Genomic DNA, 20185 nt, shown 5'->3' on the forward strand with positions numbered 1-20185 from the left:
GAGACAGGTGACAGCGACAGACGGGCGAGCGCCCGCGAACGAGCCGGTGTGGCTGTCCGGCGGGCATGTCGTGGACGTGCGGTCGGGCAAGGTCCGGCGGGACACCAACGTCGTCGTGCGGGGCGGGCGGATCGACCGCCTCACCGCCGACGCGCCGCCTCCCGGGGCGCGCACCGTGCGGCTGGACGGACGCTACCTGCTGCCCGGGCTGATCTCGGTGCACACGCACCTGTCGGTGGTCTACCCGTTCTCGGCCACCGACGAGGCGGAGGACTCCGGCATCACGGCGCTGCGCGCCCTGTCCCGGGCCCGTGACGCGCTGTACGCGGGCGTCACCACCATCCGCTCCGTGCACGAGCAGAACCGCGCCGACCTCCTCGTCCGCACCGCCGCCGGCCAGGGATGGGTGGAGGCGCCGCGGATCGTGGGCGCCGGCCGCGCCATCTCCACGACCGGCGGCCACGGCCACGGCAGCGCCTGCGTCTACGCCGACGGCTACGACTCCTTCCTGCGGGCCGCCCGCGCCGAGCTGGCCGCCGGCGCCGACCTCATCAAGATCTTCATCACCGGCGGCATCGCCCACCAGGGCGAGTCGTTCACCGGCGCGCAGATGACGATCGACGAGATGCGCGCCGTGGTCCGCGCCGCCGAGGAGCACAACACGTACGTCACCGCCCACGCCGGCGCCGGCTCGGCCATCCGCGAGGCGCTCAGCGCGGGCGTGCGCGGCTACGAGCACGCCTACGAGCTCGACGCCGACACCGCCCGCCAGATGGCCGCCCAGCGGGTGTACCTGACGCCGACGCTGTGCGTGACCCGCTGCCCCGAGTGGATGGCCGAGCACTCCTTCACCCCCTGGCAGATCGAGCGGGCCCTGGAGGTCGGCCCCGGCCACCTGGCCAGCATCCGCACCGCCATCGCGGCCGGCGTCGCCGACCCCGACGACCCGGACAAGCCCGGCATCACGTTCCTGGCCGGCACCGACTACCCGCCCGGCGAGCCCATCGAGGACACCGTCGTCGCGGTCCGGGAGATGGAGTTCCTGGCCGAGGCCGGGCTCAGCACCGAGCAGGCGCTGCGCTCCGGCACCCTCGAAGCGGCCCGGCTCGTCGGCCTGCGGGGGCAGGCCGGCGCCGTCGAGGAGGGCCACCTCGCCGACCTGATCGTCACCGAGCGCGACCCGCTGAGCGACCTGTCCGCGCTGCGCCGGATCTCCTTCGTCATGCAGGCCGGGCGGATCGTCCGCGACGACCTGCCCGCCGTTCCCGCCGTTCCCGACATCCACCCCACGGAGGGCGCCCAGTGAGCCAGGACCCCGGCCGCACCCGCTTCGCCGTCGACATCGGCGGCACGTTCGTCGACGCGATCTCCTACGACGACACCACCGGCGAGCTGCGGCTGCACAAGGCCTCCACCACCCCCGACGCCCCCGCGCGCGGCGTGCTCGACGCCGTCGGCGGGCTCGCCGGCCGGCTGGACGACGTGGAGGCGTTCGTCCACGGCACCACGCTCGGCCTCAACGCGATCCTGCAGCGGCGCGGCGCCGACGTCGGGATCATCACCAACGAGGGCTTCCGCGACCTGCTGGAGATCGCCCGCGCCAACGTGCCCGCCCAGCACATGTACGACTTCTCCTACGCCCCGCCGCCGCCCCTCGTCCCCCGCCGCCACCGCACCGGCGTGCCGGGCCGCATCGACGCCCAGGGCACCGTGATCGAGCCGCTGGACGAGGACGCGGTCCGCGAGGCCGGGCGGCTGCTGGTGGAGGAGCACGGCCTGCGCTCGCTGGCCGTCTGCTTCCTGCACTCCTACGCCAACCCCGAGCACGAGCGGCTGGCCGCCCGCATCCTGCGCGAAACCTACCCCGAGGTGTCGGTCTCGACCTCGACCGACATCACCCGCGAGTACCGCGAGTACGAGCGCACCAGCACCGTCACCCTCGACGCCTACATCCGGCCGGTGCTCAACGACTACATCGCCACCCTGGAGTCGCGGCTGAACGACGCCGGGCTGACCCACCCGCTGCACATCATGCGCTCGGGCGGCGGCGCGATGACCTCCGAGCTGGCCCGCCAGGCGCCCCTGATGACGGTGCTGTCCGGCCCTGCGGGCGGCGTCGTCGGCGCCTCCTTCCTGGCCCGCGAGCAGAGCCTGGCCAAGGTCATCACGTTCGACGTGGGCGGCACCAGCCTCGACTGCTGCGTGATCGAGGACGGCGAGCCCGGCGAGGTGCACGAGGCCGGCATCGACGGCTTCCCGCTGCTCATCCCGATCTTCGACATCCGCACCGTCGGCGCCGGCGGCGGCTCGATCGCCTGGATCGACGAGGGCCTGCTGAAGGTCGGCCCGCACAGCGCCGGCGCGGTGCCGGGACCGGTCGCCTACCGGGCGGGCGGCACCGAGCCGACCGTGACCGACGTGGCGCTCGTCCTCGGCTACCTCGACCCGTCGGGGTTCCTGGACGGCGACATGACGATCGACGCCGACGCCGCCCGCGACGCCGTAGCGGCCAAGCTCGCCGAACCGCTCGGCGTGGACGTCACCAGGGCCGCGGCCAGCGTCTTCCAGGTGCTGCTGGCCCGCACGGTGGGCGCGCTGCGCGAGATCACCGTGGAGCGGGCGCTGGACCCGCGCGAGTTCGCGCTGCTGGCCTTCGGCGGGGCCGGGCCGCTGCTCGCGCCGATGCTGGCCCGCGAGATGGGCATCGCGACCACGATCGTGCCGCAGGTGCCGGCCGCGTTCTCGGCCTTCGGCATGCTGATGTCGGACCTGGAGTACGAGTTCGCCACCACCGTCCTGCGCCCGCTGACCGACGAGACGCTGGCCGGGCTGGAGGAGGCGTTCGCCGAGCTGGAGGGCCAGGGCGAGGAGGTGCTGTCCGCGCAGGGCGTCAAGCCCGAGGACCGCACCCTGATCCGCCGCCTGGACGTGCGCTACCACGGCCAGGAGCACAGCCTCGGCATCGACCTGGTGCCCGGCGACACCGCGGCCGCCGTGCTGGCCCGTTTCAGCGCGCAGCACGAGGCCCGCTACGGCCACGCGATGCCGGAGCCGGGCCAGATCCTGACGCTGCGGGTGCGCGCGGTCGGCCGGCTGTCCAAGCCGGGCCTGCGCGAGCTGCCGCCGGCGGGCAGCGCCGTCCCGGAACCGATCGGCGAGCGACCGGCGTTCGACGTCGCCTCGGGCGAGACGGTCGCCTTCCCGGTGTACGCGCGGGCCACCCTGGGCGCCGGCCACGAGGTGAGCGGGCCGGCCATCGTGGAGGAAGGCACCTCCACCACGGTCATCTTCGGAGACCAGCAGCTCACCGTCGACCGATACGGGCAACTGGTGATCACGGGAGGCCAGGCATGAGCACGGGCGAGCGGCTGGACGGCGCCACCGTCGAGGTGATCAGGAACTACCTGGTCTCGGTGGGCGAGCAGATGCGCCGCACCCTGGTGCGGGCGGCGTTCAACCCGGTCATCTACGAGGTGCTCGACTTCGGCATCTCCATCTACAACGCCGACCTCGACCTGACCGCCGAGGCGGCCGGCATCACGTCCTTCCTGGGCGCCAACGACTACGCCATCGTCAAGGGCGTGGAGTACGTCGGCCGCGACAACCTCGCGCCCGGCGACGTCTACCTGCTGAACTACCCGTACTGGAGCGGCGCCCACTCCTACGACGCGATGCTGTTCGCGCCGGTGTTCCGCGACGGCCACGACGGCCCTGCGGCCTACCTGGCGGTCCGCGCGCACTGGATGGACCTGGGCGCCAAGGCCCCCGGCTACGTCCTGGACTCGACCGACATGCACCAGGAAGGCCTCATCTTCCCGGGCACGAAGATCGTCAGCCGGGGCGAGGTCGTACGGGACATCATCGAGCTGATCCGCTTCAACTCGCGCCTGCCCGACCTGACCATCGGCGACTTCCACGCCCAGCTCGCGGCGCTGCGCACCGGCGAGAACCGGCTGGCCCAGGTGTGGGAGAAGTTCGGCGGCGACACCGTGGACCAGGCCATCAGGCAGATCATCGAGCACGGCGAGCGGGTCGCCCGCAAGGCCGTGGCCGCCCTGCCCGACGGCACGTGGACGGCCGCGGACTACTGCGACGACGACGGCATCACCGACGACCTCATCCGCATGGAGGTCAAGGTCACCATCGACGGCGACCGCATGGAGGTCGACTTCAACGGCTCCGACGGGGCCGTGCTCGGCCCGGTCAACCTGCCGATCGGCGCGACCGAGAGCCTGGCCAAGGCCACGTTCAAGGAGCTGACGACGGCGCGCGAGCCGTCCAACGCCGGCCACTACCGGGCGCTGACCGTCAAGGCCGACCCGGGCAACTTCTTCAACGCCCAGTACCCGGTGGCGACGTTCACGCAGTGGAGCGGCATCGTCGCCTTCGAGCTGCTGCACAAGGCGCTGGCGCAGGTGCTCGACGACATCCCGGCGTCCTCGGGCGGCGACGAGCCGGGCTTCATGGCGCTCGGCCACGACCCGCGTACCGGGTCGGACTTCGTCATCAGCAACAACGAGGGCATCGGCTGGGGCGCGCACAAGGACCACGACGGCGCCAACGCCCAGCAGCACCCGTCGCAGAGCGTCGTGCGCAACACCCCGATCGAGGTCCTGGAGCACAAGTCGACCGTCTTCCACGAGCGGCTCGAACTCATCCCCGACTCCGGCGGGGCCGGCCGGCACCGCGGCGGCGTCGGCGTGCTGCGGCAGGTCCGCTACCTCGCCGACGGCGAGGTGCTGTCGATGAAGAAGAAGAGCAAGACCCGCCCCTGGGCGCTGGACGGCGGCCAGGAGCCCGAGCCGAGCGAGATGGTGCTCTGGCCGGGCACCGACCGGGCCAAGCGGGTCGGCATGTACCGGGCGACGATGCGGGCGGGGGACCGCTTCGTCAACCGCACCGCGGGCGGCGGCGGCTACGGCGACCCGCTCGACCGCGACCCGGCCGCCGTGGTCGCCGACGTGCTCGACGGCTACGTCAGCGCGCAGGCGGCGGAGCGGATCTACGGCGTCGTCGTGGACCCCTCCGGCGGCTGGGAGCCCACGCCCGCCAGGGCGTCACGATCGGCCGCCTCGGGTTCCTGACCGCCCGGGCCCACCGCCGGACCCATCGCCGGGCCCACCGTCCGGGCACGGCTGACCGCCGCGACGGCGTACTCATGAAGGGTAGAAGATCCATGTCCCACCCCATCCCCCCGACGGCGGGCCGGTCCCGCCGGGTCCGTCCCTTGCGCCTGGTCGCGGCAGCCGTGGCCGCCTCCCTCGCCCTCGCGGCGTGCGGAGGCGGCGGCTCCGCCGCCGGCGGCGGCGCGGACGCCCGCAAGCAGACGCTGATCATCGCCGAGAACGAGCCGCCGGCGACCTTCGACCCCGTCCAGGCGGACAACTCCACCGTGGACGAGGTGGCCGTGCCCGCCTACGACACGCTGCTGCGCTACGAGGGCAGCGAGCTCGCGCCGTCGGTCGCCACCGCGTGGAAGTTCAACGACGACGGCACCGCGCTCGACGTCACCCTCCGCGACGACGTGACCTTCCACGACGGCGCCAAGCTGACCGCCGCCGACGTGAAGTACACCCTGGACCGCATCGCCCGGCTCGGCATCGGCGTCGCCTCCCTGGTCAAGGCCTACGACTCCACCGAGGTCACCGACGACACCCACGCCACGATCAGGCTCAAGCAGCCGTACGCGCCGTTCGCCTCCGCCCTCACCCGCGTCTACCTGCTCAACTCCAAGCTCGTCACCGCCAACGCCGGCGGCGACGACGGCCAGAAGTGGCTCGCCTCCAACGACGCCGGGTCGGGGCCGTACAAGCTGACCGGCTACACCGCCAACCAGGAGGCCCGCTTCACCCGCCACGACGGCTACTGGGGCGGCTTCACCAACCAGGCCAAGGACGTGGTGTTCCGCTACCTGCCGCAGGCCGCCACCCAGAAGACGGCGCTGACCTCGGGCGACATCGACATCGCCATGGACATCGCGCCCACCGACTGGGCGGGCATGGAAAGCTCCGGGTTCACCGTCGACAAGGCCGACACCAACGTGCAGCTGTACGTGTTCGCCAAGATGAAGGACTCGCCGCTGTCGAACCCGAAGCTGCGTGAGGCCCTCAGCCACGCCTACGACTACGACCAGCACATCAGCGCCATCCTCAAGGGCGCCGGCAAGAAAGCCGTCGGCGTGCTGCCGAGCGGCATGACCTGCTTCGACTCCTCCGCCCCGCAGCCGGCCCGCGACGTGGCCAAGGCCAAGCAGATCCTCGCCGACGCCGGGCTGAGCGACGTCAAGCTCACCATGACGTACCTGAAGGCCACCGCCGAGATGGAGCAGGCCGCCACGCTGCTGCAGTCCAACCTGGCCGAGATCGGCGTCACCCTCAACCTCGAAGCGATCACCTACCCGCAGTACGTGGACCGCATGAAGACCAACGAGACCACGCCCGACCTCGGCATGATCTACGGCTTCCCGGCCTACCCGGACCCGGACGCGGTCCTGTACGTGCAGTTCCACTCCACCTTCATCAACAACGGCCAGAACAGCGGCGGCTACGACAACCCCGAGGTCGACAAGCTCGTCGAGCAGGGCCAGCGCGCCACCGACGAGAGCGAGCGGTGCGCCGCCTACGGCAAGGCCCAGCAGCTCATCGCCGCCGACCACTACGCCATCAACATGGCCAACTCGCAGTACGTGACGGTCCTGCGCAAGGGCCTGACCGGCTACACCTACCAGCCCGCCCACCACCAGACCGTGGACGTCTACAAGGTCCAGGTCGGCTGACCCACCGGCACGAGGAGGGACTCCGCATGGCCCGTCTGCTGCTCCGGCGGCTCGTCACGAGCGTCGTCGTGCTGCTCGGCCTCGCCGTCGTCACGTTCCTGATGACCCAGGTGCTGCCCGGCGACCCCGCCCGCGCGGCCGCCGGGCGCAACGCGACGGCCGAGCAGGTCGCTGCCGTCGCCGCCCGCCTGGGCCTGGACCGGCCGCTGTGGGACCAGTTCCTGGCCTACATGGGGCGGCTGCTGCAGGGGGATCTCGGGACGTCGGTGTTCACCCAGCGGCCGGTGCTGGAGGATGTCGCGGCCATGCTGCCCTCCTCGGTGGAGCTGGTCCTCGCCGCCATGGTGATCAACATCGTGGTGGCGGTGCCCCTGGGCGCCTACGCCGCCTGGCGCAGCGGCCGGGCGGCGGACGCTGCCGCCCGGCTGATCACCCTGCTGGGCGCGGCCATGCCGGTCTTCTGGCTCGGCCTGATGCTCCAGCTCGTCTTCGCCGCCCAGCTCAGGGCGCTGCCCCTCACCGGGCAGCTGTCCTTCGGCCGGCAGGTGCCCGCGATCACCGGCATGACGTCGGTGGACGCGCTGCTCGGCGGCGACCTGGCGGCCTTCGCCGACGCCGCCGCGCACCTGGTGCTGCCGGCGATCACGCTCGCCGCGTCGTTCGTGGCGGTGGTGGCGAGGACGGTGCGCTCCTCGATGCTCACCGCGCTCAGCTCCGACTACGTCCAGCTCGCCCGCGCCACCGGCGCCTCGGAGCTGCGCGTGGTGGTGCTGCACGGGCTGCGCAACGCGCTGGTGCCGGCCAGCACCATCCTCGGCATGCAGCTCGGCTGGATGCTCGGCTCCACCGTCCTGGTCGAGTCCGTCTTCGGCAGGACCGGCATCGGCGCCTACGCGGTGACCGCGGTCCTGCAGAACGACCTGTACGCCGTGATCGGCACCGTACTCGTGATCGGAGTGGTCTTCGTGCTGGCGAACATCGCCGTCGACCTCGTCCAGCTCTGGCTCAACCCGCGGCTGCGCCACACCGGCGGCCGCGCCCGCCGTCCGGCCGCCACCGCCGAGGCGGCCAGGACGGAGGTGCCCGCATGAGCGCAGCCACGACCGGGGCCACAGCCGCCGTGGCGGCCCGGATCCGGCACCGGGTGCCGTTCGTGGAGGGCGCCGCCCTGGCGGTGGTCGTCGTCGTGGTCGCGATGGCGGCCGTCGGGCCGCTCCTCGCGCCGCACGACCCGTACGCGGTGAACCTGACCGACGCGCTGCTTCCGCCCTCGGCCGAGCACTGGTTCGGCACCGACGCCAACGGCCGGGACGTGCTGAGCCGCGTCCTTTTCGGCGCCCGCGTCACCCTGCCCGCCACGCTGGTCGTCATCGCCGCCTCCACCGTGATCGGCGTCCTGATCGGCACCGTGGCCGCGCTCGGCGGCAAGGTCGTCGACGAGGTGCTGATGCGCATCACCGACATCGGCCTGTCGCTGCCGGCGATCATCCTGGCCCTCGGCCTGTCGGCCGCGCTCGGGCCCGGCCTGTCCTCCGCCGTCATCGCCCTGTCGGTGACCTGGTGGCCCGGCTACGCCCGCCTGGCCCGCACGCTGGTGCGCGAGGTCAAGGACGCCGAGTACGTCGACGCGGCCCGCGTCCTGGGCGTCCCTCAGGGCCGGCTGATCTTCCGCCACATCCTGCTCAACGCGCTCAACACCCTCTACGTGCAGACGACCGTGGACGTCGGCGCGGTCATGCTGGTGATCTCCGGCCTGTCCTTCATCGGCGTCGGCGCCCAGGTGCCCTCCGCCGAGTGGGGCGCGATGATCGCCGGCGAGGCCAACAACCTCACCAACGCCTGGTGGGCCGTGGCCTTCCCGGGCCTGGCCCTGCTGCTGACCGCCCTGGCCTTCAACCTGGTGGGCGACTGGCTGCGGGTGCGCAACGACCCGACGATCCGCCGGGAGGCACGATGAGCACCGGACCCCTGAGCGCCGGACCCCTGAGCGCCGGACCCCTGCTGCGCGTCCGCGACCTGCGGATCTCCTACCCGTCGCCGGCCGGTCCCGCGCAGGTCGTCCACGGCGTGGACCTCGACCTCGCCCCCGGCGAGCGGGTCGCCCTGGTCGGCGAGTCCGGGTCCGGCAAGTCCGTCACGGCGCGCGCCGTGCTCCGCCTCGACCCCGACGCGCGCCTGTCCGGCCGCATCGAGCTGGAGGGCGTCGACCTGCTGACGCTGCCGCCGCGCAGGATGCGCGAGATCCGCGGCGGCCGCGTCGGCCTCGTCTTCCAGGACCCGCTGGCCTCGCTCAACCCGGTCATGACGATCGGCCGCCAGGTCATGCAGCCGCTCGTCATCCGCGGCGTGCCCAGGAAGGTCGCCCGCCGCCGCGCCGTCGACCTGCTGGAACGGCTGGGCGTGCGCGACGCCGAGCACCGCGCCGACGACTACCCGCACCAGTTCTCCGGCGGCATGCGGCAGCGCGTGGTGATCGCCATCGCGGTCATCGCCGAGCCCGCGCTGCTCATCGCCGACGAGCCCACCACGGCGCTCGACGTACGCGTCCAGGCCCGGGTGCTGGAGCTGCTGCGCGAACTGGCCGACGAGCGCGGCATGTCCATCCTGCTCATCACCCACGACCTGGGCATCGTCGCCGGGTTCGCCCAGCGGGCGGTCGTGATGCGCCACGGCCGGCCGGTCGAGACCGGCACCGTCGAGCAGATCTACGCCGCGCCCCGCGACCCGTACACCAAGGCGCTGCTGGCCGCCGTCCCCCGCATCGGCGGCGACGTCACCCGGCCGCTCGCCGTCATCGGCGCCCCCGGCCACGAGGAGGAGGGATCGTGAGCGAGCCGCTGCTCCAGGTCCGCGACCTGGTCAAGACCTTCGGTGGGCGGCGCGTCCTGGACGGCGTCTCCTTCGACGTGGCGCCGGGCGAGGTGCTCGGCCTGGTCGGCGAGTCCGGTTCCGGCAAGTCCACCACCGCGCGCTGCATCACCCGCCTCACCCGCCCCGACAGCGGGCAGATCCTGCTCGGCGGCCGCGACGTGCTGGCCGCCGGGCGGCGCGAGCTGCGGGCGCTGCGCGCCGACATGCAGATGGTCTTCCAGGACCCGTACTCGTCGCTGAATCCGCGCATGACCGTGGCCGAGCTCATCGGCGAGCCGCTGCTCGTGCACGGGCTGGAGCCGGACCGGCGGCGCCGCCGCGCGCGGGCCGCCGAGCTGCTGGAGACGGTCGGCATGTCGGCCGAGCACCTGGACCGCCATCCGCGCTCGTTCTCCGGCGGGCAGCGCCAGCGCATCTCCATCGCCCGCGCGCTCGCCGTGGAGCCGCGGCTGCTCATCTGCGACGAGCCGGTCTCCTCACTCGACGTCTCGGTCCAGGCCCAGGTGCTGAACCTGCTGCGCGACCTGCGCGAACGGCTGGGTCTGTCGATCCTGTTCATCGCCCACGACCTCGCGGTCGTCTACTACCTGTGCGACCGGGTGGCCGTCATGCTCGACGGCGGGCTCGCCGAGATCGGCACCCGCGAGCAGATCTACGGCGACGCCGCGCACCCCTACACCCGCTCGCTGCTCGACGCCGTGCCCGTCCCCGACCCGGCGCTCGCCCGGCAGCGTCCCTCCGGCCTCTGAGAAGGAGCACCCATGGAGAATCTGCGCATGTTCGTCAACGGCCAGGCCATGTCAGGCGGCAGCCTGAACACCGCGCTGGCCGGCGCGCGCTTCCTCGGCCCGGCGACGACCGCGCCCCTCTACCGGTTCTACTCCGTACGCGAGGAGTTCCCCGGCCTCCACCCCGTCGGCGCGGGCGGCCACGCGGTGCCCGGCGAGCTGTACGAGGTCACCTACGAGATCCTGCGCGAGCACCTGCTGCCGGGCGAACCGCCCGAGCTGGAGCTGGGCGTGATCGAGCTGGCCGACGGCAGCGGCTCGCTGTCGATGCGGATGCGCGCCGAGGCGCTGGGCGCGCCGGGCGTCACCGACATCAGCGAGGCCGGCGGCTGGCGGGCGCACCTGGCCGGAGCGGGCCGATGAGCGGGTCCTCGCACGAGCCGGTGGTGATCCGCGGCGGCACGGTCGCCGAGGCCGCCTGGAGCGCCCCGGCGGACGTGTTCATCGCCGGCGGCAAGGTCACGGCGCTGGCCGAGCCCGGCACGCCCGCCCCGCCCGGCACGGCCGAGATCGACGCCGCCGGCATGCTGGTGCTGCCCGGCGGCGTCGACCCGCACTGCCACGTCGGCTTCACCTCCGGCGACTTCACCTCGCTCGACGACTACCGCCAGTGCACGACGGCCGCGGTCTTCGGCGGCACCACCACCATCGTGGACTTCGCCATCCCGCGCCCCGGCCAGTCACCCGCCGACGCCGCCCACGCCCAGCGCGCCAAGGCGGCCGGCGGCCTGTGCGACAGCGCCCTGCACGCCTGCGTCGTCGCATGGGACGACACGGTGCCCGAGCAGCTGCGCTCGCTGGTCGCCGACGGCATGCCGACGGTGAAGATGTTCACCACCTACCGCGGCGAGACGATGGCCGACGAGGACACCATCCTGAAGACCATGTCGACGCTGCGCGACCTGGGCGGCATGGTGGTGATCCACTGCGAGGCCAACCACATCATCGAGGACACCCAGGCGCGCTGCTCCCACGACGGCAGGATCGGCGCCGAGCACATGGCGGCCACCCGTCCCGAGCTGGCCGAGACCGCGTCGGTCGCCGAGGTGCTGGCCATCGCCGAGTCGCTGAAGGCGCCGGTCTACTTCGTCCACCAGTCCACGCCCGAGGCCGTCGAGCTGGTCGCCGCGGCCCGCCGGCGCGGCCTGGCCGCCTGGACCGAGTCCGTCGCCCACCACCTGGTGCTGGACGACGGCCTGTACGCCGGGCCCGACCCCGAGCGGTTCGTGTGCTGCCCGCCGCTGCGCCCGCGCCCCGTCGTCGACGGGCTGGCCCGCCACCTGGCCACCGGCGAGATCAGCACGATCGGCAGCGACCACTGCTGCTACGACGTGGCGCAGAAGCAGTCGCGCCGCGCCGACGTGCGCGCCATGCCGAACGGCCTGCCGGGCGTCGAGACCCGGCTGCCGGTGATCTTCTCGGAGTTCGTGGCGGGCGGCGCCCTGCCCGCCACCCGGTTCGTGGAGCTGACCGCCGCCAATCCGGCGCGCGCCAACGGCCTGTATCCGCGCAAGGGCACCCTCATGCCGGGCGCCGACGCCGACGTCGCCGTCTGGGACCCGGCCGCCCGCTGGACGATCACCTCGGGCGCGCTCCACATGGCGACGGACTACACGCCCTACGAGGGCAGGGCGGTGACGGGACGGCCGCGTACGGTGCTGGTCGGCGGCCGGGTCGTGGTCCACGACGGCGTGCTCACCGACCCCGAGCCGCGCGGCCGGCACCTGCGCGCCCGCCCGATCACTCCTCGTGGGCGATGTGCATGAGCTGCCGCCACAGCAGGACCACGAACACCGCCGACCCGGCGAAGGCGAACCAGAAGGGCGCCGCGACGCCGAACCGGGTGGCGAGCATGCCGCCGATCAGCGAGCCGACCACGAGACCGGCGTAGGTGGAGACGGTGTTGACGCTGCCCACCCGGCCCTGCAGCTCGTGCGGGACCGCGCGCTGGCGCACGGTGACCGAGGTGGTGCCCCAGATGAAGGCGTGGGCGCCGAAGGCCAGGAAGATGGCTCCGGCGACCCACGGCGAATGGGTCAGGGCCAGGCCCAGATGGGTGAACGTCTCGATGATGAGCCCGATCCGCATCAGCGCGCCGAGGCTGAGCCTGCGGGTGACGGCCCCGTAGACGCTGGTGCCGAGCAGGCCGCCGATCCCGCCGATGGTGGTCATCAGCCCGAAGCCGAGCGCGCCGAGGCCGAGCTGCTCCTGGGTGTAGAGGACGAGGACCGACCAGGCCGCGCCGAACGTGAAGTTGAAGATCAGGATGGTGAGCGCCAGCGTGCGGACCGCCGCGTGCCTCACGGTCCAGCCGAAGCCCTCCACCAGCTCACGCCAGGCGTTCGGCCTGCGGCCCGCGGCCGGCAGCTCGCGCGGCGGCAGCCTCACCCGCGAGACCAGCACGATCCCCGCCGCCACCAGAAGCAGCTGCCCGGCGAACGGCCAGGCCAGGCCCAGCCCGAACAGCGCCGCGCCGACCGGCGGCCCGGCGAGCTGGTTGAGCGTGATGAACCCGGTGCCCAGGCGGGCGTTGGCGACGACGAGGTCGTCCCGGTCGACCAGCATCGGGGTCAGCGTGGCGGTCGCGTTGTCGGCGAAGACCTCGGCGACCGAGCGCAGCGTGAGCGCGATCAGCGCCGTCGCCACGGTCAGGGCGCCGGTCATCATGAGCACGACGAGCGCCGCCAGCACCACGGCCCGTGCCGCGTTGGCGACCAGCACGATCACGCGCCGGTCGTGGCGGTCCGACAGCACGCCCGCGTACAGGCTGAACACCAGCGGCGGCGCCCACGCCACCAGGGCCGACAGCGAGATCATCAGCGGGTCGCGGGTCAGCGTCGCGATCAGCAGGGGGCCCGCCGCGGCGGCGACACCGTCCCCGAGATTCGTCAGCCAGCTCGAGGCCAGCAACCATCGAAATCCTGTCCCGAGCCGCGCGGGCAGGACTCGCTCCACCACTGTGATCACGAGCGCAAAACCATACGATCGCGGAGCATTCCCCGGCAACGGGTTTTCGCCGCTCAGCGCGATCATCTGCCCTGCGGCAACGGCGATAAAGTACGCCGGTGGACAACCTGGAAAGCCTCGTCATCACCCGCAGGTTACGCGTGCCCCTGGACGCCGGCCCCGGCGGCGCCTCCGGCGGCGCCTCCGACGGCGCCTCCGACGGCGGCCGGCCGGGCCGGGGCGAGGTGGCCGCCCGCCAGCTCGACGCCGCGCTGCTGACCGCCGGCTTCGCCTGCTCGCCGGCGCTGCTGGAGCGGCTGTCGGGGCTGAGCGTGGAGCACGTGATCGACCTCGGCCTGCGGATCCTGGCCGCCGTCCGCGAGCTGGCCGGCGACCACGTCCGCCACAACGCCTACTTCATCGACTTCCCGCGCAACGTCCCCGGCACGGCCGAGTTCTGGACCAGCCTGATGTGGCGTTCGCTGCTCGGCCCGGACGCCTCCGACCAGGCGGTCACGCCGCGGACGCTGAACCTGCTCACCCTGCCCGACTACGGCAGCTACCCGCACGCCTACGCCGACCTGCTGGCCGCGCACGCCGAGCTGATCCCGCTGGCCGGCGACCGCGTCACCGTGCTGGACCTGGGCGGCGACCTGCGTTCGGAGGCGCGTGAGCTGTACCTGTCGCTCGCCGGCTCGCGGGTGCCGCTGCCGGCCGAGGACCTGGCGGCGCTGCGCGAGCTGGCCGTGTACTGCGCCGAGCACCTGCCCGAGCCGGCCGCCGGCGAGGCCCCGGAGCACATCCCCGTGCGGGAGAACCGCGCCGTCGTCAACGCGGCGCGCCTGGCCGCCGGCCTGCCGCTGCTCGTGGACACCGTGACCGACGTGCTCCGCCTGGCCTGCGGCGCCTCCGGCGGCGACGTCACGCTCGCCACCGCCACCCGGTTCCGCTCCTTCCGCCGCGCCGAGCGCCGCGCCCTGCTCAAGGCCCTGGACGCCGTCGCCACGGACGCCGCCCTCGGCGACGTGCCCCGCCTGCGCGAGCCGTGGAAACGGCTCGGCGAACGCCTGCACCCGCACGAGTACCCGCACCTGCCGCGCGCGGCGCACGTCTTCGACGTCGCCCGCGGCGAGCGCCCAGCGCGCGGGCTCGGCGGCCGCGTGGAGACGGCGCTGGCCGCCGGGCGCACCGACGAGGCGGTCGAGCTGCTGGAACGTTCCCCAGGCGCGCTGCTGCGCCGGCTGGACCACCTGCTGCGCACCGGCACCGACCCGGAGCGGGTGCTGGCGGCGGCCGCCCAGGCGGCGCGGGCCGCGTCCGGCCGGGTGCTGCTGTCGCTGCGCGAGCACCTGCACAACCGGCTCGCCCCGGCCGCCGGGCGCGTCTTCGTCAACCGGCACGGCCGCGCCTGGACGAGCGCCGACACCCGCCCCCCGCTCTCCGCCGGCGTGCTGGCGCAGGCGGCCGGCCTCCTGGACGAGGAGATCACGCGGCGGCTGCCCGACCTCGGCACGCTCGTCGTCGAGCCCGCCATGCTCGACGTCGCGCTGCCGCTGTCGGGCAAGGCGGCCGCCCCCGGCCTCGGCATGCTGCCGCGCGGCTCGACGGCGCCGGTCGAGGGGGAGCTGCTGCGCTTCTTCGTCCACTGGCGCCAGACCGCGCGCCGCACCGACTACGACCTGTCGGCGCTCATGCTGGACGACGCCTACGGCGACCCCGAGTACATCTCGTGGACGAACTACACCAACGACTTCGCCACCTACTCCGGCGACCTGACCACGGCCGCCCAGGGCGCGAGCGAGTTCATCGACGTCGTCCTCGCCCGCGCGACCCGCCCGGTCGTCATCCCCCAGGTCAACGTCTACGACGGTGAGCCCTTCGACCAGGCGGCGGAGGCGTTCTTCGGGTTCATGACCAGGGACCTCGTGCAGCAGGGCCTGCCGTTCGAGCCGCGTACGGTGCGGATGAAGTCCGACCTGCGCGGCGCGGGCAGCGTCGCGCTGCCGCTGGTCTTCCTGCGCGGCGGCGACGGCCGCTGGCGGGCCAAGTGGCTGCACCTCTACCTGAAGGGCAGCCCCGCCTTCAACCAGGTCGAGGGCAACCGGCTGAGCACGGCCCTGCTGGTGCGCTCGATCGTCGAACGCGAGTACCTCACGGTCCGCCACCTGGCCGCCCTGCTGGCCCGCAGGGGCGGGACCGGCGACCACACCACCTACCTCGGGCTGCAGGCCCCCGCCGACGCGCCGGAGGGGGCGCGGGTCTACACGCCGGCGACGCTGCACGAGCTGATCCCCGCCTGATAGGGTGCGGATCGCGAGGCCATGGGTGGGCTTCCTTCTTCTTTCTTCGTAAAGAATCTCCAGCCTTCCCGCTTTCCTCGCCCTTCGCTTCGGTCCTGGACGCGGGCGCCTAGCGCGCCGCGTCCAGGACCGGTTTCACGTCGATGACCGGCGTGCCGTCCACGGCCTCCAGCCCGGCCACCCGCACCCGGAGCCCGTCCACCGCGAGCACCCGCACCCGGTGCAGCCCGATCGGGTTGGGCCGGTCGGCGGAGCGGGTGCTGAAGACCCCCGTCAGCGGGTTGCGCGGGTCGTCGCGCGGGCGCACGGCCGTCACGGTCCGGTCGGCGAGGTGCAGCCAGGTCAGGACGAACACCTCGTCACCGGCCGCGAGATCGCCGATCCCCTCCGCCATCGCCGGGTCGAACGCCAGCCAGGCTTCGGGTGCGCCCTCATGGCCCTGCTTCGGCGCGCTCGCGCGATCCGCCAGGGGCGACTCGACCGCGCCGATCACCCGGATCTCGTACGTCATGATCTCTCCCTACCGCAGCCCGCCCCCGGGGCGCCACCCCCGAAAGTATTCGTTGACAAGAATATTCTTTGTGGTGAATACTTCTCGGCATGGACGCGATCCTCACCGCACTGGCCGACCCGGCCCGCCTGCGGCTCGTGGAGCTGCTGGCCGAGCGGCCCCGGCCCGTCGGGGTGCTCGCCCAGCTCGCCGGAGCCCGCCAGCCCCAGACGACCAAGCACCTGCAAAACCTCGAACGCGCCGGCCTCGTCACCTCCCAGCGCTCCGGCCAGCGCCGCGTCTACGCGCTGCGGGCCGGGCCGCTGCGGGAGCTGGCGGCCGCGCTCACCCGGCTCGCCGACACCGCCGACCGGGCCGGCGGCTCCCGCGAGACCTACGACCGCTACGGACTCACCCTCCAGGCCGAACGGCTCGCCGCCCGGGAGCCGGGGTGGGCCGACGGCCGCTCCTTCACCTTCCACCGGTCCCTGACGGGGAGCCCGGAGGAGGTCTGGCGGCACCTGACCGAGGCCGGCCTGCTCGCCCGCTGGTGGACGCCGCAGGACCTGCGCGTCTCCGAGCTCGTCTTCGAGGCGCGCCAGGGCGGCCGGATCGTCCACGAGTACCGCGACGCCGAGGACGCCGACGGCTCCGACCTGGTCGTCGGGCGGGCGCGGGGCGTGGTCGACGACGTACGGCCCGGCGAGCACCTGGCCTACCGGCTCTCCCCCGAGCTCCCCGACGGCACCCCCGCCTTCACCGCCCACCTCGACCTCGCCCTCCGGCCCGCCGCCGCCGGCACCGACCTCGACGTCCGCTTCCGCATCACCGACAGCGCGGTCGAGTCCGCGGACTTCGTCGCGGGCATCGAGATCGGCTTCGGCCAGAGCCTCGACAAGCTCGCCGCGATCCTCACCGACCTCCCCACCACCAGGAGCACGACATGAACCAGCCGACCGGCCGCAAAGTGACCGCGAACCTGAGCCTCACCCTCGACGGGCGTTACCACGGCCCCGGCGGGCCGGGCGACTTCGCCGCCTTCGCCCCCTACGTCACCAGCGCGGTCGCGCGCGACCACATGAACCGCATCTGGGAGAACGCGACCACGGCGCTGCTCGGCCGGGTCAACGCCGAGGGGTTCATGGGCTACTGGCCCTCGGTCGCCGACGACGGCGACGCCGACCCGCGCGACCGCGGATACGCCCAGTGGCTGGTCGGCACCGAGAAGGTGGTCCTGTCCACCACCCTGACCGAGGCCCCGTGGGAACGCACCCGCGTGGTGAACGCCCCCGCCGCCGACGTCGTCACCGAGCTGAAGGCCGCCGGCGGCGGCGACATCCTCGTCAACAGCAGCGCCAGCGTCATCAAGCCGCTCCTGGCGGCCGACCTGCTCGACCGGCTCCACCTCCTCATCACCCCCGAGATCGCCGGGGGCGGGCAGCGGCTGTTCGACGACGGCCTGCCGGCCTCGAAGTGGCGGCTCACCCACCAGCGCGGCGGCGATCTGGGCGAGCTCGCCCTGGTCTACGACCGCGTCCGCTAGAAGAAGCCCGCTGATATGGCGTGATCACCGGCCGATTGCGACATCTCGGCATGATTACTGTCAGTAGTGGGAATGCCGCTATCCGTATCACTAAGAGGCTACTAGCCCCACTTATGCCTACTTGCGGGGAACTGGAGGCACACACGATGCGGACCGGCGGCACCCTACTCCTCAGCGCCTGCACCGCGGTGCTGCTCCTGACCGCGGCATGCGCCCCCGGCGAGCCCGGCGCCCCGGCGCGGCAGCCGCAAGGCGCCCCGGCCAGGCTGCTCATCACGCCCGCCGACGGCACGCGGAAGGTGGCCCCGGACGCCGGCATCACCGTCAAGGTCGCCGACGGCCAGATCACCGCAGTGGCCGTCACCGACGCCGACGGGCGCCAGATCAGCGGCAGCGCCGGCGCCGACGGCACCTGGCGGCCCCAGTGGCCGCTCAAACCCTCCACCACGTACACCGTGCGGGCACGCGCCGTCGGCACCGACGGCCGGCAGGTCACCGAGCGGGCCACGTTCACCACCCTCAAACCGGCGCGGGTGATCGACGGCGGCATGTCGCCGATGGACGGCGAGCGCGTCGGCGTCGGGATGCCCATCCAGCTCACCCTGTCGAAACCGGTGCCGGCACGGGAGGACCGCGCGGCGGTCGAGCGCGCGCTGACGGTGGAGATGTCCAAACCCGTCGAGGGCTCCTGGAGCTGGGTGAGCGACCGGGAGGTGCAGTACCGGCCGCGCACGTACTGGCCCTCCGGCCAGGAGGTCACCGTGGTCGCGCACCTGGCCGGGCTGCGCGTCGGCCGCGGCACCTGGGGCGTCAAGGACCGGCGGGTGACCTTCACCGTCGGCGCCGAGCACATCACCAAGATCCGCAACGGCACCCACCGCGCCGTCGTCCGCAACAACGGCAAGGTCGTCAGGACCATCCCCATCAGCCTCGGCAAACCCGGCTTCGAAAGCTGGTCCGGCACCATGATCGCCCAGGAGAAGGCCCCCGACATCATCATGGACTCCGCCACCATCGGCCTGCCCGGCCTCTACCGGACTCGCACCAAATGGAACATCCGCATGACCTACAGCGGCATGTTCTTCCACGCCGCCCCCTGGTCGGTCGGCGACCAGGGCCACCGCAACGTCAGCCACGGCTGCGTCAACGCCAGCACCTCCCACGCCCGCTGGTTCTACAACTTCACCCAGCGCGGCGACATCATCAAAATCGTCGGGACCAAGCACAAACTCCAGTTCGGCAACGGGCCGACCCCGTGGGCCAAGTCCTGGGAGGAATGGCGAGCAGGCAGCGCCCTGTACACGCCCGACACCCCGGCCACGCCCGCCAAACCGGCCGAGACGCCCCGTCCCAACGACGCCTGACCCGTCACACCCGCGCACCGCCCCCGTCGGCTCTTATAGTCACAATCAGCGGCCCACCGGGACCGAACCGCACAGATCGGTCCCGGTGCCAGACGACCGCCCACGCTGACGGGGGCTTCCATGACCGCATCGGTCTACCTGCTGGTTCTCGGCGACCACCTGCCCGACCCGCGCACCGGCGTCTCACCACCCGAGCGGGAACGCCTGCGCGCCGTGATCGAACAGGCCGTCGCCGCCGAACAGGCCGGATTCACCGGCATCGCCATCGGCGAGCACCACTTCACCCGCTACATCGTCTCCGCGCCGCAACTCCTGCTCGCCGCGATCGCCGCCCGCACCACCACCCTGCGCCTGTCCACCGGCGTCACCCTGCTCGCCCACCACGACCCCGTACGCGTCGCCGAAGAGCTCGCCACCCTCGACGCGCTGTCGGACGGACGAGCCGAGCTCATCGCGGCCCGCGGCGTCTCCAGGGAGACCGACGCCGCCTTCGGCATCACCCCCGCCGAGTTACGGCCACGCTTCCACGAGAACCTCCGGCTGCTGCTCACCCTGCTGCGCGAAGAAAACGTCACCTGGCACGGCACCTACCGCGGCCCGCTGGAGAACGTCACCACCGCCCCACGACCCGTACAGCGGCCCCACCCCACGGTCTGGATCGGCAGCGGATCGCACGCCTCGGCGGACCTCGCCGCCACCCTGGGACTGCCGCTCATGCTGCCCAGCACCCTGCGCGACCCCGCCGTCCACCTCGACCTCGTCACCCACTACCGGCGCCGCGCCCCCGGCCGCGTCGGACTGCCCAGTCACGTGTTCGTCGCCGAACACGACGCCCGGGAACGCTGGCGGCCCCACCTACGGGCCTACGCCTCCTTCGCCGGCCGCTGGCGCGGCGACGGCGCCGCGATCGACCTCGACAAGCTCATGGCCGGAGCGGCGATCTGCGGCGACCCCAGCGAGGTCGCCGACCGCCTCAACGCCCAGCAGAAACTGCTCGGCCTCGACACACACCTGCTGCTGATCGACATCGGCGGGCTCCCCCAGGACGAAGTGCTCGGCGCGATCCGCCTGTTCGGCGAAAAAGTCCTCCCCCAGCTCACCACCTGAC

At 73.0% G+C, this 20185-nt stretch carries 17 protein-coding genes; 15 read left to right on the top strand and 2 right to left on the bottom strand.

Annotated elements, in window-relative coordinates; all coding sequences use genetic code 11:
* Window positions 1-7: 7 nt before the first annotated feature.
* The 10 genes from ABD292_RS37590 (at window position 8) to hydA (ending at window position 12200) form a co-directional block, all read left to right on the top strand.
* Window positions 8-1306, top strand: coding sequence for an amidohydrolase family protein (locus ABD292_RS37590; protein WP_344216046.1), 1299 nt, complete (start codon window positions 8-10; stop codon window positions 1304-1306).
* A complete protein-coding gene (locus ABD292_RS37595) occupies window positions 1303-3354 on the top strand; it encodes a hydantoinase/oxoprolinase family protein (protein ID WP_344216048.1) in 2052 nt (683 codons plus the stop codon). Before ABD292_RS37590 ends, ABD292_RS37595 begins: the two co-directional genes overlap by 4 nt.
* Window positions 3351-5084, top strand: a complete 1734-nt coding sequence (locus ABD292_RS37600) for a hydantoinase B/oxoprolinase family protein (protein WP_344216050.1) — start codon at window positions 3351-3353, stop codon at window positions 5082-5084. Before ABD292_RS37595 ends, ABD292_RS37600 begins: the two co-directional genes overlap by 4 nt.
* A gap of 92 nt (window positions 5085-5176) precedes the next feature.
* Window positions 5177-6775 (top strand): ABC transporter substrate-binding protein, encoded by a 1599-nt coding sequence (locus ABD292_RS37605; RefSeq protein WP_344216052.1) that lies wholly within the window; start codon window positions 5177-5179, stop codon window positions 6773-6775.
* 26 nt (window positions 6776-6801) lie between these two features.
* On the top strand, window positions 6802-7866 hold the full coding sequence (locus ABD292_RS37610) for an ABC transporter permease (protein ID WP_344216054.1): 1065 nt from the start codon (window positions 6802-6804) through the stop codon (window positions 7864-7866).
* On the top strand, window positions 7863-8732 hold the full coding sequence (locus tag ABD292_RS37615; protein WP_344216056.1) for an ABC transporter permease: 870 nt from the start codon (window positions 7863-7865) through the stop codon (window positions 8730-8732). The genes ABD292_RS37610 and ABD292_RS37615 overlap by 4 nt, the downstream gene beginning before the upstream one ends.
* Complete coding sequence (locus tag ABD292_RS37620) at window positions 8729-9604, top strand: ABC transporter ATP-binding protein (RefSeq protein ID WP_344216058.1); 876 nt, start codon at window positions 8729-8731, stop codon at window positions 9602-9604. Before ABD292_RS37615 ends, ABD292_RS37620 begins: the two co-directional genes overlap by 4 nt.
* Window positions 9601-10395, top strand: coding sequence for an ATP-binding cassette domain-containing protein (locus tag ABD292_RS37625; RefSeq protein ID WP_344216061.1), 795 nt, complete (start codon window positions 9601-9603; stop codon window positions 10393-10395). The genes ABD292_RS37620 and ABD292_RS37625 overlap by 4 nt, the downstream gene beginning before the upstream one ends.
* Window positions 10396-10407: 12 nt before the next feature.
* Window positions 10408-10797 carry an allophanate hydrolase-related protein gene (locus ABD292_RS37630; RefSeq protein WP_344216063.1) on the top strand — a complete coding sequence of 130 codons (390 nt, stop codon included), beginning with the start codon at window positions 10408-10410 and terminating at the stop codon, window positions 10795-10797.
* Complete coding sequence (gene hydA, locus ABD292_RS37635; protein ID WP_344216065.1) at window positions 10794-12200, top strand: dihydropyrimidinase; 1407 nt, start codon at window positions 10794-10796, stop codon at window positions 12198-12200. Before ABD292_RS37630 ends, hydA begins: the two co-directional genes overlap by 4 nt.
* On the opposite strand, the gene ABD292_RS37640 is transcribed toward hydA, so the two are convergent.
* Entirely contained in the window at window positions 12175-13344 is a 1170-nt protein-coding gene (locus ABD292_RS37640; RefSeq protein WP_344216067.1) for an MFS transporter, read from the bottom strand. The genes hydA and ABD292_RS37640 overlap by 26 nt on opposite strands.
* A 155-nt stretch (window positions 13345-13499) precedes the next feature.
* Here ABD292_RS37640 and ABD292_RS37645 point away from each other — a divergent pair, with 155 nt between their 5' ends.
* The gene (locus tag ABD292_RS37645; RefSeq protein ID WP_344216068.1) at window positions 13500-15680 is read left to right on the top strand and encodes a TerD family protein; all 2181 of its coding nucleotides are present in this window, start codon (window positions 13500-13502) and stop codon (window positions 15678-15680) included.
* 109 nt (window positions 15681-15789) lie between these two features.
* Here ABD292_RS37645 and tsaA read toward each other — a convergent pair whose 3' ends face one another.
* Window positions 15790-16191 (bottom strand): tRNA (N6-threonylcarbamoyladenosine(37)-N6)-methyltransferase TrmO, encoded by a 402-nt coding sequence (gene tsaA, locus ABD292_RS37650; protein WP_344216070.1) that lies wholly within the window; start codon window positions 16189-16191, stop codon window positions 15790-15792.
* Window positions 16192-16280: 89 nt separating this feature from the next.
* Here tsaA and ABD292_RS37655 point away from each other — a divergent pair, with 89 nt between their 5' ends.
* The 4 genes from ABD292_RS37655 (at window position 16281) to ABD292_RS37670 (ending at window position 20184) form a co-directional block, all read left to right on the top strand.
* The gene (locus ABD292_RS37655; protein ID WP_344216072.1) at window positions 16281-17117 is read left to right on the top strand and encodes a metalloregulator ArsR/SmtB family transcription factor; all 837 of its coding nucleotides are present in this window, start codon (window positions 16281-16283) and stop codon (window positions 17115-17117) included.
* On the top strand, window positions 17114-17713 hold the full coding sequence (locus ABD292_RS37660) for a dihydrofolate reductase family protein (RefSeq protein ID WP_344216074.1): 600 nt from the start codon (window positions 17114-17116) through the stop codon (window positions 17711-17713). Before ABD292_RS37655 ends, ABD292_RS37660 begins: the two co-directional genes overlap by 4 nt.
* Window positions 17714-17859: 146 nt before the next feature.
* Window positions 17860-19077 (top strand): L,D-transpeptidase, encoded by a 1218-nt coding sequence (locus ABD292_RS37665; RefSeq protein WP_344216076.1) that lies wholly within the window; start codon window positions 17860-17862, stop codon window positions 19075-19077.
* A 120-nt stretch (window positions 19078-19197) separates the two neighbouring features.
* Window positions 19198-20184 (top strand): LLM class flavin-dependent oxidoreductase, encoded by a 987-nt coding sequence (locus tag ABD292_RS37670; RefSeq protein WP_344216078.1) that lies wholly within the window; start codon window positions 19198-19200, stop codon window positions 20182-20184.
* Window position 20185: the final 1 nt, after the last annotated feature.

Origin of the sequence: Nonomuraea bangladeshensis, from assembly GCF_039529455.1 — a bacterium.
Taxonomy (GTDB): domain Bacteria; phylum Actinomycetota; class Actinomycetes; order Streptosporangiales; family Streptosporangiaceae; genus Nonomuraea; species Nonomuraea bangladeshensis.

Bases quoted from the DNA above. Each gene is read 5' to 3' on its own strand.
- ABD292_RS37600 (WP_344216050.1), top strand. From the start codon at position 3,351: ATGAGCACGGGCGAGCGGCTGGACGGCGCCACCGTCGAGGTGATCAGG.
- ABD292_RS37605 (WP_344216052.1), top strand. From the start codon at position 5,177: ATGTCCCACCCCATCCCCCCGACGGCGGGCCGGTCCCGCCGGGTCCGT.
- ABD292_RS37610 (WP_344216054.1), top strand. From the start codon at position 6,802: ATGGCCCGTCTGCTGCTCCGGCGGCTCGTCACGAGCGTCGTCGTGCTG.
- ABD292_RS37615 (WP_344216056.1), top strand. From the start codon at position 7,863: ATGAGCGCAGCCACGACCGGGGCCACAGCCGCCGTGGCGGCCCGGATC.
- ABD292_RS37620 (WP_344216058.1), top strand. From the start codon at position 8,729: ATGAGCACCGGACCCCTGAGCGCCGGACCCCTGAGCGCCGGACCCCTG.
- ABD292_RS37630 (WP_344216063.1), top strand. From the start codon at position 10,408: ATGGAGAATCTGCGCATGTTCGTCAACGGCCAGGCCATGTCAGGCGGC.
- hydA (WP_344216065.1), top strand. From the start codon at position 10,794: ATGAGCGGGTCCTCGCACGAGCCGGTGGTGATCCGCGGCGGCACGGTC.
- tsaA (WP_344216070.1), bottom strand. From the start codon at position 16,191: ATGACGTACGAGATCCGGGTGATCGGCGCGGTCGAGTCGCCCCTGGCG.
- ABD292_RS37655 (WP_344216072.1), top strand. From the start codon at position 16,281: ATGGACGCGATCCTCACCGCACTGGCCGACCCGGCCCGCCTGCGGCTC.
- ABD292_RS37660 (WP_344216074.1), top strand. From the start codon at position 17,114: ATGAACCAGCCGACCGGCCGCAAAGTGACCGCGAACCTGAGCCTCACC.
- ABD292_RS37665 (WP_344216076.1), top strand. From the start codon at position 17,860: ATGCGGACCGGCGGCACCCTACTCCTCAGCGCCTGCACCGCGGTGCTG.
- ABD292_RS37670 (WP_344216078.1), top strand. From the start codon at position 19,198: ATGACCGCATCGGTCTACCTGCTGGTTCTCGGCGACCACCTGCCCGAC.